The organism is Calothrix anomala FACHB-343, assembly GCF_014696435.1.
GTDB lineage: Bacteria > Cyanobacteriota > Cyanobacteriia > Cyanobacteriales > Nostocaceae > Aulosira > Aulosira anomala_A.
Genome location: NZ_JACJQG010000009.1, coordinates 60456 through 80737, shown reverse-complemented (window position 1 = coordinate 80737; position 20282 = coordinate 60456). Strand labels below are relative to the sequence as shown.

Annotated in this window: 11 protein-coding genes; 2 read left to right on the top strand and 9 right to left on the bottom strand. The window is 39.0% G+C overall.

Annotated elements, in window-relative coordinates; translation table 11 throughout:
• Positions 1-281 precede the first annotated feature (281 nt).
• Positions 282-599, top strand: a complete 318-nt coding sequence (locus H6G08_RS06795) for a hypothetical protein (RefSeq protein WP_190539896.1) — start codon at positions 282-284, stop codon at positions 597-599.
• Positions 600-609: 10 nt separating this feature from the next.
• Entirely contained in the window at positions 610-1077 is a 468-nt protein-coding gene (locus H6G08_RS06790; protein ID WP_190539894.1) for a type II toxin-antitoxin system YhaV family toxin, read from the top strand.
• Positions 1078-1172: 95 nt separating this feature from the next.
• On the opposite strand, the gene H6G08_RS06785 is transcribed toward H6G08_RS06790, so the two are convergent.
• The 9 genes from H6G08_RS06785 to H6G08_RS06745 form a co-directional block, all read right to left on the bottom strand.
• The gene (locus H6G08_RS06785; protein WP_190539892.1) at positions 1173-2360 is read right to left on the bottom strand and encodes a M20 family metallopeptidase; all 1188 of its coding nucleotides are present in this window, start codon (positions 2358-2360) and stop codon (positions 1173-1175) included.
• A gap of 418 nt (positions 2361-2778) precedes the next feature.
• Complete coding sequence (locus H6G08_RS06780; protein ID WP_190539889.1) at positions 2779-3306, bottom strand: pentapeptide repeat-containing protein; 528 nt, start codon at positions 3304-3306, stop codon at positions 2779-2781.
• 565 nt (positions 3307-3871) lie between these two features.
• On the bottom strand, positions 3872-5608 hold the full coding sequence (locus H6G08_RS06775) for a serine/threonine protein kinase (RefSeq protein ID WP_390625578.1): 1737 nt from the start codon (positions 5606-5608) through the stop codon (positions 3872-3874).
• Positions 5609-5917: 309 nt separating this feature from the next.
• Positions 5918-7525, bottom strand: coding sequence for a peptide ligase PGM1-related protein (locus H6G08_RS06770; RefSeq protein WP_190539885.1), 1608 nt, complete (start codon positions 7523-7525; stop codon positions 5918-5920).
• 525 nt (positions 7526-8050) lie between these two features.
• Positions 8051-11800 (bottom strand): CHAT domain-containing tetratricopeptide repeat protein, encoded by a 3750-nt coding sequence (locus H6G08_RS06765; RefSeq protein ID WP_190539883.1) that lies wholly within the window; start codon positions 11798-11800, stop codon positions 8051-8053.
• Positions 11801-12217: 417 nt separating this feature from the next.
• Complete coding sequence (locus tag H6G08_RS06760) at positions 12218-14077, bottom strand: family 10 glycosylhydrolase (protein WP_190539881.1); 1860 nt, start codon at positions 14075-14077, stop codon at positions 12218-12220.
• Between the two features lie 3 nt (positions 14078-14080).
• Positions 14081-14869: an S-layer homology domain-containing protein gene (locus H6G08_RS06755; RefSeq protein ID WP_190539879.1), complete on the bottom strand. Its 789-nt coding sequence runs from the start codon at positions 14867-14869 to the stop codon at positions 14081-14083.
• Positions 14870-15344: 475 nt separating this feature from the next.
• Positions 15345-18176, bottom strand: a complete 2832-nt coding sequence (locus tag H6G08_RS06750; RefSeq protein WP_190539876.1) for a CHAT domain-containing protein — start codon at positions 18174-18176, stop codon at positions 15345-15347.
• On the bottom strand, positions 18125-19837 hold the full coding sequence (locus H6G08_RS06745; protein ID WP_242046087.1) for a ShlB/FhaC/HecB family hemolysin secretion/activation protein: 1713 nt from the start codon (positions 19835-19837) through the stop codon (positions 18125-18127). Before H6G08_RS06745 ends, H6G08_RS06750 begins: the two co-directional genes overlap by 52 nt.
• Positions 19838-20282: the final 445 nt, after the last annotated feature.

The window sequence follows — 20282 nt, the reverse complement described above, 5'->3', positions numbered from 1 at the left end:
GGTTAGTAAAGGTTAGTTAGAGTTGTACACTCCCAGCATTTAGGTGTTGGGAGTTTTTATTGCGCTGCCTGTGTCAATTTTTTTTCAAAACGCCTACAAATTTAGGATTTACGCACCGAACACAAAAACCCTCACAAGGGTGGTCAAAAGTCAAAAGTCAATGGTCAAAATTCAAGTTTTTGGACTATGGACTATTGACCATTGACAAAAAGCATGAAAAATATCTGACACTGCGTAAGTCCTAAAATTGCTATTATGTAAGTACATTACGTATATACATAATGAGCAACCCATACAAAATTCGCAGTACCAAAATTGGTAACAGCGCCGGATTTCGCTTACCTGCGGATTTTTACCGCGAATATCCCCAATTTGCTAATGCTTCAGGTTGGATAGAAGTATTGTCCCCCAATACTGCGATCGTCAAAATTATTCCCGAATCAATTGATGACGAGGATGAAGACGATTCCCTAATGATGCGGCTGTTTCTTGATTTTGCCATGATAGAAGCATTGAAAAATAACAGCTTGCAACCTTACACAACTGAGATGTCTGAGGCGGCACATAAATTAATTGAGAGTGTGGAAATAGAAGATTAGCTGCTAGAAGATGCCTAAGTTTGTCAGTAATAATTGGGAGATTTATTTTCATCCACAATTATTTGGTACTCAGTATCAAGAATTATTTGATCGGGTTTCAGAACTAAGGAAAAACTTACCAGAAGCTGAGTTTAAAACCCATGCAACGGTAAAGTTATTTGCTGCAATTACTGTTGCCATTGAAACTAAAATACCTGCCGATCCCCTTGCCAGTCACTTTGCTTTGACGGGAGCATTAAAACGCTACGGACGGGTAAAGAAGATGGGTTTACCAGAAAGATATCGCCTATTTTTTCGAGCATTCGACGCTACAAAATTAAAGGCGATTGTAATTTTGTGGTTAGGATTTCCGCGCAAAGAGGGAGCGAAGGATGATTGTTATGAAGTGTTTACCAAGATGGTTGCGCGAGGGACATTTCCAGATAGTTTGGATGAATTGATTGCAGAATCAGAGAAATCTCAGGATGAACCTGAATAATATTTACACCCTATTCTTAATTTGTCGTTACACAAATCAAGAGTTGCTTCAACTGAGATAATCAAGTTGAAGCAAAACAGGAATCAGCAATTGAATTAGGCTTGAGAATTTTGCCAGTATTTGTAGGCGGCATAGGCCATTGTGACAACACCAGTGATAATGGCAGTTTCATCAACTTCAAATTCGGGGTGGTGTAATGGGTGATTGAGAATTTTCTCTTTGTAGCCTACACCCAAGCGAAACATAGAGCCGGGGGCGTGTTCTAGATAAACGGAAAAATCTTCTGCACCGAGAGAGGGTTCGGGTAAGACTTGAACGCGATCGCTACTCCAAGCTTCTTCTCCGGCTGATTGTAACAATTGTGTCAGGGCGTAATCATTTTGCACGCTGGGTACACCCTGGTGATAATTGACTTGATAAGTAGCCCTATAGGAATGGCAAACACTAGCGACAATGTTCTCAATCCAGTTGGGAAGTTGAGCGCGGGTTTCGGGATGGAGCGATCGCACTGTTCCCAATAACCTCACTTTATCAGCAATTACATTCGGCGCTCTACCACCGTTAATTTGTCCTATAGTTAAGACCACAGGACGTAAAGGATTTTGTGTCCGGCTAATAGCTTGCTGTAAAGCTGTAATTACCTGGGAAGCAATCCAAATCGCATCAACTGCTTCATGGGGACGCGCACCATGTCCAGATTCGCCAATAATCAAAATTTCTAAATCATCAGCCGCAGCTGTCAATGCACCATAACGCACACCAATAGAACCTGCAGGGATGGAAGGAAAAACATGTACCCCCAATATCGCTGAGACATTTTTCATCGCTCCATCTTCTACCATCCAACTAGCCCCTTGGGCAATTTCCTCTGCTGGCTGAAATAAAAACCGGATTTTACCACCTAGTTCTTCTGCCATTTGGGATAGTACCATTGCCGTGCCTAACCCAACTGTGGTGTGGACATCATGACCGCAAGCGTGCATTACACCTTCGGTGCGAGATGCGTATTCTAAACCAGTGCGTTCTTGAATTGGCAAAGCGTCCATATCAGTGCGAATAGCTAATAATCTTTCATCACTGCTATTAACTCGTAATTCGCCAATTACGCCTGTTTTACCAATGCCTTCTTGTACATACAGACCGCTAGAAGATAGCACGCCAGCAACAAAGGCTGCTGTTTGGTATTCCTGACCGCTAAGTTCTGGGTGTGAGTGGATGTGGCGACGAATTTCAATCAGGCGAGGTGCTAGCTTTGTAGCCAAGTCTTTTATTTGGTTCAGCATGAATTGATCGCAGTTGACAGCTTTTTCTCCATGATAAAGAAGTGGTGAAGTACTCCGGCTTGCTTCGCTGAAGCGTATCGCTCATAAAAACAACCATCAACGTTTCGCGTCTCATTCGCCGTTGCCTCCTTGTACAAGTACAATTTGGTCTTACACAGCGTCTCTGGTATTGCTACCTTTATCTCCTCAAGGAAGAACCCGCGCAGCCGCCCGCTCCCTATCCCCACCCTGCACTTTCGGGGTGGGGACTTCCGCGAACTGTTAATGGATCGTTAACTAGGGGCAAGGTGGCAGGGAGCAGGGGGGAGGAAAGAAAATATTATTTTCTGAATTTCTGGAAGTCTACTACTAAAAACAACAAAGCCCGCTTACGCGGGCTTTGTTGAGGAATCTGACCAAAAGTGTAGAGGTTAAAGCGCTATTTCCTCGGATTTACATCTGCTTCTGTACCTTCTTGTAATGACCAACCGTAGGGTTTATCGGAAGTGACGACACCATTAGCTAGGGTAGTCAGTCGGAAATTGGCTCCCCGGAAATTAGTAAATAGCAATGTTGCATCCTTGAGGTTAGCAGCTTCTAAGTTGGCGCTAATAAACCCAGCGTAGGAAAGATTAGCTTTTTCTAAGGATGCTGACTTTAAATTTGCACCTGTGAAAGAGACACCTGTGAGATTGGCAGAACTAAGAATAGCAGTTTCTAGGTTCGCCCCTGTGAGATCGCCATTTGTCAGGTTGACTTGGGATAAATTGGCTGCTCTCAAGTTAGCGCCACGTAAGTTAGCCCCCGTTAAGGGAACTTGAGTGAGATCGGCACCACTTAAATCGCATCTAGGACAACTTTTAGTTGCTTTTAATTGCTCTAAGTCTTGGGGATTGAAGGCAAAGGCCTGTCCCCCTACCCCAAAACAAGCTAACAGGGTGAGGGTAGCAGTAATGTGGAGTTTCATATTTTTTAAGGATATTTACAAAGATGATATGTAATAGCCAGTGCAGTTGCATACCTGTAATACCTAAATTCTCCTAACTTATCGCGAGATAGCGAGAGGCTAACTTGTGGCTCATACCACAGTAAAGGCGGATAGTCTGGATTACAGCCAATTTAAGGTTGTTGGGGAAGGCATAACAACTATACCTATTCTCATACACAAGATATCCGAATTTTTCGGCAAATTACGGGTAATGAAGCGACAATGAAGAAGTTATAAAATTCTTATAAATTCGGGTGAATCTACTACCCAAAACTAAATTTAGGGATTAGAATCGTGTCGTAACGAACTATACTGAACCTTTTATAGACTATCACATATGCGATCCCCCTAGCTCAAGCTCAGAAGCAGCTAGGGGGATTTTAAATTTTGGGGCTTTGTTTGAGGACAAGGGAGACAAACAATTCAAAATTCAAAATTCAAAATTCAAAATTCAAAATTAAGAATTCTATTTGACTTTTGCTCAATGCCCAATGCCCAATGCCCAATGCCCAATGCCCAATGCCCAATGCCCAATGCCCAATACCTAACGCCAGCCTAAGAAGCGCAAGCCGGGAACTATGAGGTAATAGCTCACTCCTAACCAGAAGCTCATCAAGATGCCTTCTATGGCAAAAAATGTACTAGGTATTAAGACTTGATACCATCGGGGTGGGCTGGAAAATTGGAAGATAGTTGGCAGAATGCCTAAGCGAATGGCTCCTGCAAATAACATTGCAGTACCTAAAGAAGCAATGACTGCGTACACTATGCGATGGCTGCGTAGTCCTAAGCTCAATGTCAGCAGGAATACTGCAAACACTATGGAAATGACTAATCCTTCATTGCTGTTGGTGGGTATGGTTAGTTGCAAAATTAACCAAGCTAGGCTGTAACTAATTATACCCATGAGTGACACAACCAAAAATCGCCTTCGCTGGGCAAATCCGCCTGCTACGGTGAGTCCCCAAGCGGTTCCTAAGCCAGCGATCGCAAATACTAAAATTTCGGCGATCGCAATTGTTTGATCTGGTTTAAACAACCCTGGTAGCTGATTTATAATCTGTTGCGCCAGGCGATCGCCTAAAATTGTGCGATATGCTAAAAAGAATCCGGCGATTGTACCCAGTACCGCACCACTCCCTGTAAGGATCATCGCCCAAATTGTAATTAAACAGGCGAGGAGGAATTTGCCGATACTTTTGAAAATTAATATCGTAGTTTTACTTACTGCTTTAGTAAATTCCTTTACAGCTTGCTCGATGGCTTGCATCAAAATTTTCCATCGGATTGATGCTTGCTGTAGATGATTTTTAATAAAAACTGATAATTGTTGAGGCGAGGAGACTTGAGCGATTCTGGTTAACCGTCTTTGGATGATTTTGGCATTTAAAGGACGCGATCGCACATCTTCTTGGATCATGTCATCTAATAAATCTGCCAATCTGGGGTTAATATTAACCCGATTGCGCCATTGCAATAACCCAGTTTGCGGATCTTCCAATTCTGGCGGATATTTACCTGTGAGTAATTCAATCATTGTCCGCCCTAGAGCGTAAAAGTCTGCGCTAGGCCCGACATTACCGCCAATGACTTGTTCTGGTGGACTGTAACCAGAAGAAAATAACCTTGTAGAACTGGATTGCGATCGCACTTTCGCCGGACTAAATTGTTTTGCACCACCAAAATCAATCAATACTAGCTGATTTTGCCCAGTTATTGCTGTATTTCCCAGCCGATTGCGCAGCATTAAATTAGAAGGTTTAATATCCCGGTGGATAATCTGGCGTTTGTGCAATTCCTGTAAAATTTGCACCGCTTGGGTTAACCAGGTTACTACTAGATTTTCTGGACAGCCTTGAGGATAATTTTTCAGTACCTCCTCTAAAGTCTGACCATTAATTTTTTCCATCACCAAACAATGCATTTGGCGCGGTTGGGGGTTTGCTAAATTGAGTAAAAAATACCCATCCGCCTCTACTTTTGGCACACCTGGATGGCGTAAACTACTTAAAACATCAGCTTCTTGTTTAAATAAGTCCAGCGCCTTGGCGGAACTTTCCACCAAAACCTTTAGTACCTTTTCTGTTTGAGTTTTTTCATCCCAAACTGTGTAAATTTGGGCAAATCCTCCCGCACCTAAAGGTTGAATTGGTACATAACGATCTAACAACTGTAACGGTGCGCCACAGTTGTTACAAAATTTGTTTCCCCAAGGTTGAGGATAGGGACGTTGACAATCGGGATTTATGCAGTGAACCGCACTCAGAGTGTTGTGAGACACAACCGCTAACATACAAAGGCTGAATCGATTTTAGCGTTTATTGTCGGTTGTAGTCAGAAGTTGCAACAGATTGCACTTTATTAACTCTTAGGGAACTCCAAAAAATAAATTATTCCGTTCAAGTTGTTGACTGTTGACTGTTGACTGTTAACCGTGAACCGTCAACAGTGAACAATAGCAATGGAATATTTTTTTACTTGGAAGTCTCTTAATCTCTGTGTTCTCTGCGCCTCGTGGTTAAATAATTGATTTGTAAACCGCAGAGGACGCAGAGTGCGCAGAGAGGAAAGTGGAGATTTTTTAAGGTAATTAGGAATTAAACTGTCCATCCCATAGTACGGGGAAGGCATAATCGGAAAATGAGGGAAAATCTTGACTATCGCTGCGGCTTTCTTGATCCAAAACTTTCACCACTCGGTTATATATATCTTCTGCTTGTTGCAATGAGTCGCCGATGCTGGTTAATCCCAATTTGCCAAACTGGGAAAGACAACCCATGAGGTGAAATACTGTACCTGTCTCAGTGCAACTATCAAAGTGCAATCTGTGATGGGCAATAATATCCATTAAATCGTTGGGTAATAAACCTTGATAGCGGTCTTTTTGCAAATTATCGGTGGCGATGTAGTATTTTGGACGACCTTGTTGACTGTAAAATAACCCTGTTGATAGGTCATAGCGCCCATTAGTTAATAATTTGAGGGTCATGAATGGGTGAGTAGTACCGCCTTTACGCAGGTTAATTTCAATAGCTTGAATATCCCATTTACCATTTTCTTGCTCTACGGCGATAAAATCTACCCCAAATCTTTCTAAAGCACCTTTTTCCGCGAGTTTTCTGCCAACTTTTAATCCTAATTGCTGTAATTCCAAGCGGTAGCTTTCATCTGCGGGAAAGCGACAACCAAGATAAATTTGACCGTCAGGCCCCCCTAAAATTTGGTCATGGGTGGAAAGTATTTCGATTTCGCCTGTGGGTGTAATCCGCCCTTGAACGCTGGGCGATCGCTTATTTTCGCCTTCCACAAAAGCCTCGACAATTGCACCTAATTCACAGATGCGCCCGGAAAAATTAGCCCAGGTTTCTTGAGATGCTTGAAAACGCAAATTTGCAAAGCGATCGCTAATTGCTGCGACTCGTTTAGCACTAGAAGCTTCTCCTGGTGCTACATTCATAATTGGTCGTAAATCTAGCAAAGCATTTCCCTCACCGGAAATCCCTTCATTGAGTTTGACTACCATTCTTTGTAATGTCGGTTGGCGTTCCCACAAATCGCTAGCTGCTTGCGCTAAATCTTGCGCACTCCATACCCTTTGACTACCATCTGGATGAGGTACGCCACTTTCTGCAAATATCTGGCGACTACCACTTTTTGAACCCCAAATTTGTAAATCTGGGGCGGCTGCATATAGAGGTACGCCCAATTTTAACGATAATTCTGCTTCTAAAGATGTGGAATTGTAACAAACCATAAAGGCTTGTTCTGGTCTGAACGCTTGACGAATTCTCTCTAGCAAACGCGGACGTTCTAAAATTTTTTGACTGAGGGGTTTAAGGGAAGAATCATAAGTAGAAAGTAACAGTAACCGATTCCGGGCGTGGGAAAAAGGAATTCCTGGTAACAGTTGCAAATAGTAATCAATAATACTTGGATGCAACGGCATTGATGTTACATAAATTAATCGAGTTCGCGGATTCCGCAATCGCATCAAAGAAAATAATAATCGTTCTTCATAATGTTCGCACCCTTCTACTTTTTGTAGTTCTCGCTGGTCAATACTTAAGGAAGGAATAATCAAAATATCGGCTTCACTGTTATCAAACAGTTCCATAGTTTTCCAGCGATCGCGCAAAGTTGATTGCAAACGACGAAACCGATCAACCCCATCTATCTCTGACACGTTTAATGTTACCATAACTCCTTCCCTGTCTTGCTTTCAAGACTGTATTATTAATAATTTTACATCTTGACTATAGCCACTAATACAAATAAAAATAACTAAAAAAGTTTAAAAATTGAAATCATGACAAAGACAGATTTTCTTTCATAATTCTTAACTTATCTGTATATTTCTTAGTCAATTAAGATTGCCGCACAGTCTCATAATTATTGGCATTCTTGGTGTCTTTTCTACGAGATGCTGCACATTAGCGGGGAGCATCAATATAGCTTTCTACCATACATTCAGCTTGGTTACTATCCCCATTGAGAGTGATTTAATTACGAATTACAAATTAAGTAACACCAATTTAATATCAAGATGCAAGTAATTATTTTGGCAGATAAAGAACTGAAAAAAACTCCGCGTACCTTTGCGTGAACCTTAGCGTACCTTTGCGTTAAAAAAAGTATAGATTTACCCACCTTCACCACTGTACAGACAAGGGTTATCACCTCTCTAATGATAGCCCTTGCCAGTATTTTCATGACGCCAACCTGCTTAATTCCATTCGCCCAAAAATGTAAATGCTGCCCAATAATTAGGATTACGCCATTTTTCTTGCTCCCACATTTTTAATTGCGTCGCCCGCAAAGCCTGAGAAGCTGATTTATTTTGCTGCCACATTTGCTTGTAAAATTCTTGCATAAACTCAGATGTGCCTTCATCGCTGACTTTCCATAAAGACACGAGTAATCTTTCTGCACCTGCATACATCAATCCCCTTGTCAAGCCTACCAAGCCTTCACCTTGAATTTCTTTACCTAATCCGGTTTCGCAAGCACTCAAAACAATTAAATCTGCTGGGTAATCGAGGTTAAATAAGTCTGCTAATCGCAGATATCCGCGAATATCTTTACCTTGTTTATCTACCAAAGAAAGTACAATCCCTGATAATTCTGGGTTAGCATCGTTCACAAAGCCGTGGGTAGCAAAGTGTAAAATTCGGAATTGATTGAGATTGCTGCTGGTAGCTGCGGTGTAATTTGCGGCAAAATCTAACAGTTGTACACCTTTGGATTTTGGTACTAGGTTAAATATTGTCTCTGCTTCCTTACGAGTACCTAAAAGCCGCGTCCATATATCACGATTGAGAATATCAGCAGAACGCCTGATTTGAGAACGTTCTAGTTCTAAATTAACAGAATCTTGCTTTTGCAGTTGTTTATTTTGGGCGCTGGTAACTCTTGTATCGGTAGCGTTGTATACTGGGTCTGCGAGGATAGCTAAGGCTTGAAGTGCTTGTGGACGATTGGCGAGTTGTTGGCGTTGAATGGCAATGGTAGATGCGGAAGGTAAGCTGACAATTTCGTGATTTACTAGTAAAGGTTGGTAATTGAAGCTCTGATCGTCAAGTGAGGCACAAGGACGAAATATACTTCTATCAGTTTCACAGGAATTTTTGGGTTTATCTTGTTGTTGTGGTGTGGAGCTTGGTTGAAAATTTAAATTAGCTAAGGCGGAAAAGGGAATATATTGCAAAGCACCATCAGCGACAATTACTAAGCGTTTTGTGCCTAATTTATCTTTAACAGGTGCGAGAATTAGTTGACTTAGTTCTTTAGCGGCGCTATCTATTTGCTGAGTTTTGATGTTAGCGCAGGGATTTTCTTTGTTAGTTACAGATGGTGGTTTAGAGGTATTTTGGCTAATTAAACAAAATAAATTAATGGCGCTTTTTTCTATTTCTTGTTTTTTGGGAAGTTCGTAAGTATCGAGGGAATTGGGAGAAACTACCCATAAAAAACTGCGTTCAGCACCTAAGGAATATTGTAATAGTAGGGTATCTTTATCGAGTTGTTGCTGAATTTGGGCTAAAGTTAGGGGTTGGGGGTATTTGAGGTTAGCGTATTGTGGGCTAGTTTGGCGGATTTTGGTTTCTAATTCTTTTTGTTGACTGAGGAGTTCATCAATTTCTGTTTGTAATTTCTCGGCGTTGGCTTTAAATATTGGGTTGTTAATTTTGTCGCTGTTAACTATTTCAAAGCGGACTTTTTCTTTACCATCAATTAAAGCTTGTATGCGGCGTTCTTCGGCTAAAAGTTCGGGGTTTGCACCTTTGCGGATATTGGCGCGGGCTTCGGTTAATAGTTCTACAAGTCCTCTGGCGCGAGATGCTTCGCTTGTTTCAATGGCTTGGGCATTGTATCCTTTTGATGGGTCTTTTTTGTGCAGTTCCATCAATAAGTTGATTTTGAATTTATAGTAACTTTGGACTGTGGCGAAGTAGGAAGTACGTAAGTCTGAGTTTTTGACGTTACTGCGGATATTTTCGATGATTTGGATTGCTGCTTCGATGTTGGTAAGTGCGGCGTTGAGGTTTCCTAGTTTGCGTTGGTTGATGGCGATTAGGTAAAGTGCATCTGCTTCGCCTGTTTTATCTTTTAACTCACGCCGTATTTTCAATTCTTCATTGAGTGTATTTATCGCCTGCTGATATTGTTTTGATAATCCGTAAGTTAGGCTAATATTGTTGAGAGTTTGAGCTTCTAATTTACGCACTCCCAACAGACGGTACTGTGATAAAACTTTTTGGTGATTAGTTAATGATTGTTGGTAATCACCTTTTGTTCGGTTAATAATACCAATTAAGCTGAGAGCGCCTGCTTCTGAATATTTATATCCATTTTTTTTGGATAAAGCTAACATAGCTTCAGCATTTTTTAAAGCTTTGGGAAAATCTTTCTGTAACTCGTAAACTCTTGCTAGCCCCATCAATCCTGTGATTTCAAATGTAGAATTATTTTGTTCTCGTGATAATGATAAAATCTGATTGTAATATTTTATAGCTTCGGGATATTCTTCCTTTGTCATATATAAGTTACCAATTAAAGGAAGAAGCATAAGCTCAAATGGCTTATCTGGTATTTGTCGATATATCTGTAGTGCCTGTTTATAATTTTTACTACTTAAATCGTAGTCGCCTAATAGCTCGTAAAGAGATGCCAGATTGCTAAGAGTACGAGCTTCTATATTTTTATTTTTTGTGGCTGTTGCAATGTCTAATGCTTCGTTATAAATTTCTAAAGCCTGCTGATACTCTCCCTGCGATGTATAAATATCAGCTTTTTGGTTAAGAGTAACGGCATATCTTTCTATGTCTCCCGTAACCTTCTTATCAAGTTTGAGAGCTTCATCTATGAATTCTAATGCTTTTTGAGCATCGCCAATATAATTCTTGTATATACTGATAATACGTTGAAGGCTTAAGGATGCTAAAGTTGCATTACCTCCTTTTTGAAAGAGAATTGTTGCCTGTTTGTGATGTTCTATTGATTTTTGATAATCTCCTTGTGATGTATAAATATCAGCAATAGCTTGAATGGTTAAACCTTCTGCAATTAATAAACCTTTGTCTTGTTGAATCTTTCTAGCTTGATTTAAATAATTAAGACCTTCTTCTGATTTACCTAATTGATGATATAAAGAGCCAATATATCTCAATGTTTCTGCTTGGGCGGGTAATAAATCTTGGCTTTTTTGCTGAATTTCTAGAGCTTTTTCATAGTATTTCAAAGCTTTTTGAGGTTCACCCATTTGGGAATGACTGTAGCCAATCTGCTTCAAAACTGTAGCTTGTTTTGGTAAATCTTTTAATACATCACGATAAATTATTAACGCTTGATTTAGCGGTTCAAGAGTTTGAGGTATTTCACCTAACCCAGTGTATACGGCTGCCATAGATAATAAAACTGAGGCGACAGCATCCAATCTTTTTTCTTTACGAAAAATAGACTCTGCTTGTTTTAAATAAGTGAGTGCTTCGCGAGGTTTACCAGTTCGGGTATAAGATTGAGCTATAACAGTTAGTGCTGATGCTTCAATTATAGGAAGTTTTAATTCACGGGAAATCTTGAGAGATTCATTGAAATACTTTAGGGCTTCTAAATTCTCTGAGAAAATAGAATAAATTAAACCAATTGCTAGGGTTATCTCAGCTTCTTCTGCACGTAATCTTAATTCCTGAACAATTTTTAAAGCTTGCTGATATTTATTTATCGCCTGTTGATATCCTTCTTTAGTCCCCTTCTTCTTTAACTCCTCTGCTTCTCCAACTAGCTTTACACCCTGTTGGTATAACTTTTGTTGTTCTGCATTCAAGGGAACTGACGGCGTAGACGCTGGTTGCTGGGCAATTTTTACCCCATGACTCCCCAAACTAGCGGCTGTTGACTCGGATAATAAAAGCAGGGCGAAAAATAAAGCCGCAGCGCGAGAAGCTAACGCGGGAAGTTGTTTATGCTTTTTCATGAAAATTTATACTGATTTTGGCTACAAATCAATATATTTCTCAGTGGTATGAGGTTATGCAAGTTTACAGAAACTTTAAACATAAATGTAGTTATGCCAAATTCCCGTTATTTACCTCTTTATCAAGTTTATTAGCCTGCGTAGGCAGGCTTTGTTCGGTTAGCCCCACCCTTGAGGGTGAGGGCGGAATTTCGGGATAAGTGAGGGATATTACCTCTAATATTGCGCTGTTAAGCCCAAAAACTTTAACCTGCGTAGGTTGGGTTGAGGAACGAAACCCAACATTTACGTCGCTTCTTTGGGTAGCTTTGTACAGATTACTATGAACGGTAACCTAACATTTGGGGGCTTTGTTGGGTTTCGCAAAGCCTCAACCCAACCTACGATTTTCTCGCAGTGGCTCAAATAATCTTACCCTTAACATTTACGAATATATCCCCATTTATCCCCAACATTAACTAATGCCATACCATCAACAAAAGGTTTAGCATTATCAAAATTTGGGGGAATGGTAAATTCAGCATACTGATTAATATATCCCCATTTATTGCCTAATTTCGCAGGGGCTAAACCTTCTGAAAAAATATCAGCATCATCAAACTGGGGTTGAATCAGGTAATTGCCATTTTTATCTATATAACCTAATTTATCTCGGAATTTGACTAATGCTATACCTGCTGAAAAATTGCTAGCATCATCAAAATTGAATTGAATGATTCCATTACCCTGTTTATCAATATATCCCCATTTATCAGCAATTTTGACAGCAGCTAATCCTTCAGAAAAAGATTTAGCATCATCAAAGTTTGTAGGAATTACTAATGGCACATTATTCCCAATATATCCTTGCCCAATATATCCCCACTTATCGCCTTTTTTGACAGCAGCTAAACCTTCAGAGAATGATTTTGCACCATTAAATTGTTGCTTAATTTTCAGATTACCAGTTACATCGATATAGCCATATAGATTTTTAAATTTTACTAGTGCTAGTCCTTCTCTACATGGTTCAGCTACATCATAGTCAAAGCGAGTGAGCAATTTACCAATTTTATCAATATAAGCGTATTTATATCCCATTTTGACGGCAGCGATACCTTGAGAAAATGGTTCTACCCAATCAAATTGAGCTTTCAGGATAATTTCTTGGGAGATATTTCTGGTAATATAATGACTATTTATCCGCCTATGAGTAAAGCTATTATTTTTGATTTCTTTGGGGTCAAATTTACCAGGCGGTTTTGCGTAAACTTCAGCTTTTAGAACTTTGGCTAAGGCTTTATTATCTTCTAGTAAACCTTCGTAGAAAAATAATAATTCTCCTTGCAGCCCCACGGAACGATTATACTTAATTGCCTGGACTAAATATTCTGGTGAAATTCGATAGGTACTTTGTTTTAACAATATACCGGGAACGAGTTGGGGTAGTTGCTGTTTGCTAAAATTACTCGCTATAAATCTATCTATATCTCGCTTATAAGTGTCAAATTCTTTCCAATATACCTGGGGATGAATTAAATCAACTAATCCTAAGTCAACCCAAGCTTGAGAATCTTGGAGATAGTTTTCATAACCCCAAGGATAAACGCTGGGAGATAGGGAAATAATTAATTCAGGTTTAATATTAATAATTTCTCGGTAGACGCGGGTTAAAAAATTAGAAAGAATATCAGCCCGCCATTGTAACCAAGTTGGATCTTTGATATTTGCTGGTGGTGATTGATTAAATTCTTGATTGTAACGAGCAATTGTTTTATCATCATAACCGGCTTCACTGGGTAAAGCAGGAAAGCGATCGTCTCCTTGAATTCCTGCTATGTCATATTTTTTAACGACTTCGAGAAATAAACTTAATAAAAATTCTTGGACTTGACTATCAAAAGCATTTAGCCAAGTAAAGCCATTTTTAACTACTGGTTTTTTATTAGCATCAATCGCTGCCCATTCTGGTTTTTTAGTGAGGATAGCATCGTTTTGTTTTTGATAGGAACTAGCAAAACCATATTCAAACCAAGGAATAACTGCAATATTAACTCGTTTAGCTTCAGCTATTAATTCTGCTAAGGGATCTCTACCTTTAAATTTCTGATTAATTTCTATGCCAAAATTTTCTCCCATGACTTTACTGGGATAAATGGTTTCGCCATTATTCCAAACAACAGGAAATACAACGTTAAATCCTGTGTCTGCAAGAAAATTCATCGCCTCAGCAATATTTTGTGGAGAATTTAAGACTTGGCTAGCTGTGGTTGTAATCCAAATACCGCGAATTTCCATGAATTAGGTGATGCTTGATTTAATAATATTGTCTTTAACTAATGCCAATCCTTCTGCAAAAGGATGGGCTTCATCAAATTCTGGGGGAATGACAAATTGTCCGGTTTTATCGATATAACCCCACTGATTATTAATTTGCACTCTTGCCAATTCTGCTGTAAAAGCATCGGCTGTATCAAATTTTGGTGGGATCGCGAATAATTCTATACCAGGAATGTAATTGTACGGTACAGTCTGCAACCCTAAAATTCGACAAACTAAGGCGGCGATTTCGCCTCTGGTAATGTTTTGATTGGGCTGTAAGCGTTTGATGTCGGGGTAGTTGACAACGATGGCTTTTTCCGTTGCAGCTGCGATCGCATTTATCGCATAACTGGGAATTTGCGCCAAATCATCGTAATTTTTCTTTAAAATACTTGTTGGATCGGCTGTAGCTTGGTATTTTAACCCAGAAGCTACTGCTGCGAAGGCTTGCACCCGTAACACTTGTTCACTGGGCTTAAATAAACTGTTGGGATAGCCAGAGAGGAAGTTTGTCTGATATGCTTGAGCGATCGCTTTAGCTGCCCAATGACTAGCCGGTACATCAGTAAAAGTAATCGGGGGACGAGATACTGACTGTTTGGGTAAACCTGTAACAATTATTGCTGCAAACTCCGCACGAGTCACTGGTGCATTAGGGCGAAAAGTTCCATCGGGATAACCTTTTAAGATATTTCTCTGAGATGCAGCTAAAATAGAGGCTTTTGCCCAATGATTTTGTATGTCTGAAAATAGGGGATTATTTACCATAAAATGTGTTGTCTGTTTTCACGCTTGTGCAAGTATCACATTTTATAGTCAGTATTGCCAGTCCTAAGACTATGAGACTTAAATAATGATACAAATAGAAAAAATCTATATTTAGATAAGTTAAGTTAGCGCAATTCAAAATAAATGTCGAGGGGGATCATTATTCATTCGTGAGAGTTTTAAACAATCGCCAATCAAACATTTTAATTGTAAATTGTGAATTGCTATAGCAATCCTATTTTAGTTGCGAAACATATCGGTTTTGGCTGTTGATCGTTGACTGTCAACTGTTAACAGAAAAACGGAAACTGTGTAGGTTGGGTTGAGGAACGAAACCCAACATTTTCGGGAGTTTGTTGGGTTTCACTTCGTTCAACCCAACCTACAATTATCCTTAACTGTTAACTGTCAACGGTTAACAGTTAACAAACCCATATATATTTTGTCAATCATTTAAGATGGCTAAATAACCACTTTATTGCCAGTTACCGACTAATACAAAAGGTGCCCAGTAATAGGGATGTTTAAATACAGGATTTAATTTTCCTGATAGCAGAAGAAGTTGCGCATTTCGCAAAGCTTCAGCTTTTTTTTGGTTTTGCGCTATCTGTTTATAAAACTCAATCATCAACGCCGAAGTAGCTTCATCGTTAACAGTCCAAAGCGTCGCCAATGTGCTGCGCGCCCCCGATTGTACAGCAATTCCAGCTATTCCTAAAGCTGCGCGGCTATCGCCGGCGGCTGTTTCGCAAGCACTGAGAACTAGTAAATCTATAGCCGCTTGTTGCTTGGATTCACGAGTTTTAAGTACCGAACTAAAATCATTGACATTTAACCTTTGGTTCCAAGTTAAAATAAAAGTTTCTTCAGCTTTAGAACTAAATTTACCATGTGTTGCTAGGTGTAATATTCCCCCAGGAAATGACTTCACTGCATCTTCTATTTTTTGCTGGGTGAAATTTTCATTAATAAAATTTCCTCTAGTTGCTAATATATCTTTGATTTGCTCAAGTTCATTTTTAACACCAGGGATAGCGGGGAATGTATCACGGGCTTCACTTAGTCCCCCAATTAATGCTTGTAAGCGGTTTTGACTCACAGCTTTTGGGGGTAATAATTCTAAACCTGGGGTGATAGCAATGTTGTATGATTTTTGAATTAAATATTGCTTTTTTTCTTGGTCGTAAAGTGCAGAAATTGGGATACTCTGTAAGTTACCATCTAAAACAAAAACTATATTTTTCACACCACTATTTTCTAAATCGGCTTCAATAGGGCGAATTAACAATTCATAGATTTGCTTTGAGGTTTTAAGGAATTCTCGCGGACTTTTGAGAAATATTTCTTGCTGGAGTTTTTTAACTTGTGCTTGAAATTCTTGTTTCGCGAGAATAACTGTATGTAATTTCAGAGATTTATTTTTTTGCTGGTGTGGTAATGAGAGAATAATCGATAAGCGATCGCTCAACAGTACCGGGTAAATTACCGCAGTTTGTTTCTGTGTATCGATTTCATCAATTTCCACGGGTTTACTGTCTAAACAAGCGGAACGGAAAAAGTTATCGAGTTCTGCTAACTGTAAAGATTCAATAACTTTTCTAGCTTTATCTAAATTCTCCGCACTCGGTTCGCCTGTTTTTGGTAAAAGTAAGCTCACATACTCGCGATACACTGGTTCTACCTCATCGCGAAAAGAAAATTGTGCATCGCGATTGACTGTGACTAAATCACGACGTATAGATTTTAAACTCTTGACTGCGCGATCGTAAGCAGCAATGGCACCTGGTTGATTTTCTTCAGGATTACCTGTAGCACTAAGAATCCGTCCTAATTGCCATTGCCAACGGTAAGCAATATCTCTAGCTTGAATCCCTTCTGCTAATTTTAGCGCTTGCTGCGTCAAAGTTCGCGCTTCCGTCCATTGCTGAGTGTATTCGTATAAACTACCTAATGTACCTAAAGCGTAAGCTTGCGATCGCACATCTGCTAAAGTTTTCGCTTGCTGAAAACCTGTAGCCACAATCTTAGCAGCATTACACAAAGAATCAGCAGATTTACAATTATTTTGGGCAATTACATCTTTAGTTAATAATCCTGTTTTGCCTAACTTTAGCAGCATTTGGGCAAAATTAATCCGCGCATAAATATTACTGCGACTTGCGGGTAAACTTTCTATTTTGGTTGATAAATTAGCAATTTGCGAGATAATTTTCTGGGGTAAACCTTGCGTCAACAAAAACTTATCTTCACCAGATTGAATTAACAATCGTAATTGATTTAAATTTGCTTGTAATTGTGTAGTTTGCTTTTGAGAAATAGTTAAAGAACGTTCATAAAACCGAATAGCCGCTTCAATATCTTGCTGTGCTTGCGCCGTGTTTCCTAAACTTAATAAAATTTCTGCCAGTTTTTCTTGTTGGGGGTTTGGTTTTCCTGTATTAGTATTGTTTAAACTTGCTGATAATGTAGAATTACAAACTGTTTCTAATTTCAATAATTTTGCTTGAATTTGGCAACTTTCTGTTAAAATATTCCGAGATTTATCAGCATGTCCTACCACACGTAAAGTATTGCCCAGACTCAGCAAGCCAGTTACTTTTAAAACAGAGTCTGCTTGTTTATCTAAAATTAGTTTAATTTCTTCTAAGGTATTATTAGCGCGACGGTAAAGTCCTAATGTTTGTAATGCTTGCGCCTGGTTAATTTTACTGCCAAGCTTGCCGATTTCATCGCCAATTTTACTATAAGTATTACTTGCTTCTTGCCAACTAGTTAAAGCTTTTTCGGTTTCCCCCTTTGCTAATTGTAATTGACCTTGAGTATTTAGCGTTTGAGCAAGAATTGATAAATAATCTTTGCTATCAGATTTATTCTTTAATAGTTGTAAACTTTCGTCAGTCGCCTGTTGCGCATCAGCTAACTGTCCTAACTGTTGATAAGTTAAAGAGAGGTAATTTAATGTTAATACTTGGTTAAGTTTATCTCCCGATAATTGAAATGCTACATCAGCCTGTTGAAACATCTTCAAAGCTGGTGCATATTGTTCTTGTTGGTATGATATTACAGCTTTATCTAATACATCTTTACCCTTGCTAACTCGTTCCTCTGAAACTTGATTGTTAATCACTGCAACTAGAGGTGAAATTTGTTGAGTCAGATTAGGCGATGAATTGATAAATAAACTACTTAAAAGTAAAATGAGAGACATAAATATTGTTGACTGTTGACTGTTGACTGTTGAATGTTGACTATTGACTAAAAAGCCTGTGTATAAACCACAGAAAAATAGAGTCCATTTTCCTGCCAAGTATTTTTATTAGAAATATCAATACCTAAAGGAATACCCCAATCAAAACGCGCTGTTAAATTATTTTGTTGCCATAAAAGTCCGATTCCTGTAGAAGCTAGAGTATCGGGATTAAGGTTATTTCTCCCCGGTTGAGAAATATTCCAAGCTGTGCCAAAATCTAGAAATGGAGTAATTTGTAATAAACCATTAACTTGAGGAACTCGTAATACTGGATAACGGAATTCTGCCGTTGCTAAAAAGCCATTATCTGCTAATATTTGGTCTTGACGATAACCTCTAACTGTTGCTTGTGCTCCTAAGCCAATTTGTTCAGAAGCTAAGAGAGGCTTATCAGCTATTTGTAAATCTGTACGCAATAAAAATAAAGTTTCTGGTGCTAATAACCTTACCCATTGCGCCTGTCCTCGCCAGGTAAAAAATTGACCATCTGGCGCATCTTGATTGATTGTCGCACCTAATGCGTCTATCCCGAAACTAAATTGCGATCGCGCTGCTAATACTTGTTGGCTACTACGCTGAGTCCATTCTTGAAATAATCGCAAAATAGTTACTTTTGTAGTTCCATCTGCACTCGCACCAGGAGAAGGAAACGGAAGTCTTTCGCCTATTTGTGCTTGCAAAAAACCAACATCACTATCTCGATGACTCGCACTTACGCCAACTGCAAATTCTGTCGTCGGCGTTTCCACTAATGGTTGGCGAAAACTAATCCCATATTCTTGAGAAGTTCCTTCAATATCTAAAACATTGAAAGGTTTTTCAATTACATTACTCGCTGCATAACTATAGTTAAATTGCACAGTTCCATTGCGAGGATTAACGGGTAATCTATAGCTGACATCTACACTATTACTACCATCAGTATTTGTATAACCCACACTTAAGCCATCACCCAAACCCAACAAATTTGCTTGATTTAGTTGAATTTGTCGTTCTAAACTACCAATACCTGGAGTGCGTTTATTATCTAAACTAATTTGCACTGTAAATGTTTTAGCTTCCGCAACTTGCACAGATAAAATACTTGCACCTGGATTGACACCATTACCTAATTCTGCCGAGATATTTTTGATTAATGGATCTAATTGTAAAAGTTGCAAAGCTTGCATTAACTTTTTTAAATTCAAAGGCTTACCTGTAGCTAAAGCAAGGCGACTTCTCACATAATCAGGATTTAGCCTATTTGTACCGCGAATTTCAATAGTTTCTAAACTCCCTTCCAAAACTTGAATTTTAACTACACCACCCTCAACTTTAAAAGTTTGGTTAGCTGGAATATATGCGCCTGAATTCACATAACAGGGTAAATCTGTATTTTTATTTTCTGGTTGACAACCTTGAGTATAAAGTTCGGTAATTTTATCTGCTGCTTCTAATAGTTGGGGAAAAGTAATAGGTTTATTGATAAATTCCTGGAGAATTTTATCTAATTCTGCTTGACTAAAAACAGTACTACCCACTACCTCAAATTTAGTTACCTGAATTTTTCCCGCTAAATCTGGCGGAACATTTTCCTCAATCGGCGGATTAGGAATAGGTGAAGTAGGGAATAACTCCTCTAACTTCGGTAGTTTGGGTAATGTAGGAGTGGGTGTAGTCGGTTGTTCAATTTGACGATTAATATCTTGTATCGGTGGATTACTAGGAGTCTGTGCCAACGATTTAGGAATAAAAAAATTAAAGAGTAAGAATATAAATATCAGCCAATTGCTGTGATTTTTAATGTGTTTTTTTTGTGATGCATACATATATATAGTGCTTCTCAATTGAGAAGATTCAGGTTTTTCAGATATTATGCGTATTTCAACTAAATACAATTCAGTTAGGCATTGCTTTGCCTTTTCTTCCTTCTAATTCTTCTCTCTTTATCCTTGGCGTCTTGGCGGTTCCTTAAAAAACTGATTTCGATGAAAGGTTGTAATCCTTACTGATACCATTTCACAAAAAATATGATGTGAATGTAGGTTGGGTTGAGGAACGAAACCCAACACCCCAAAGCCTTGTATATGTTGGGTTTCACTTCGTTCAACCCAACCTACGCATCTGTCTTATTTTTTTCTGGAATTGGTATGAACCTAATTGCGATATAAGTAAGCGACTATA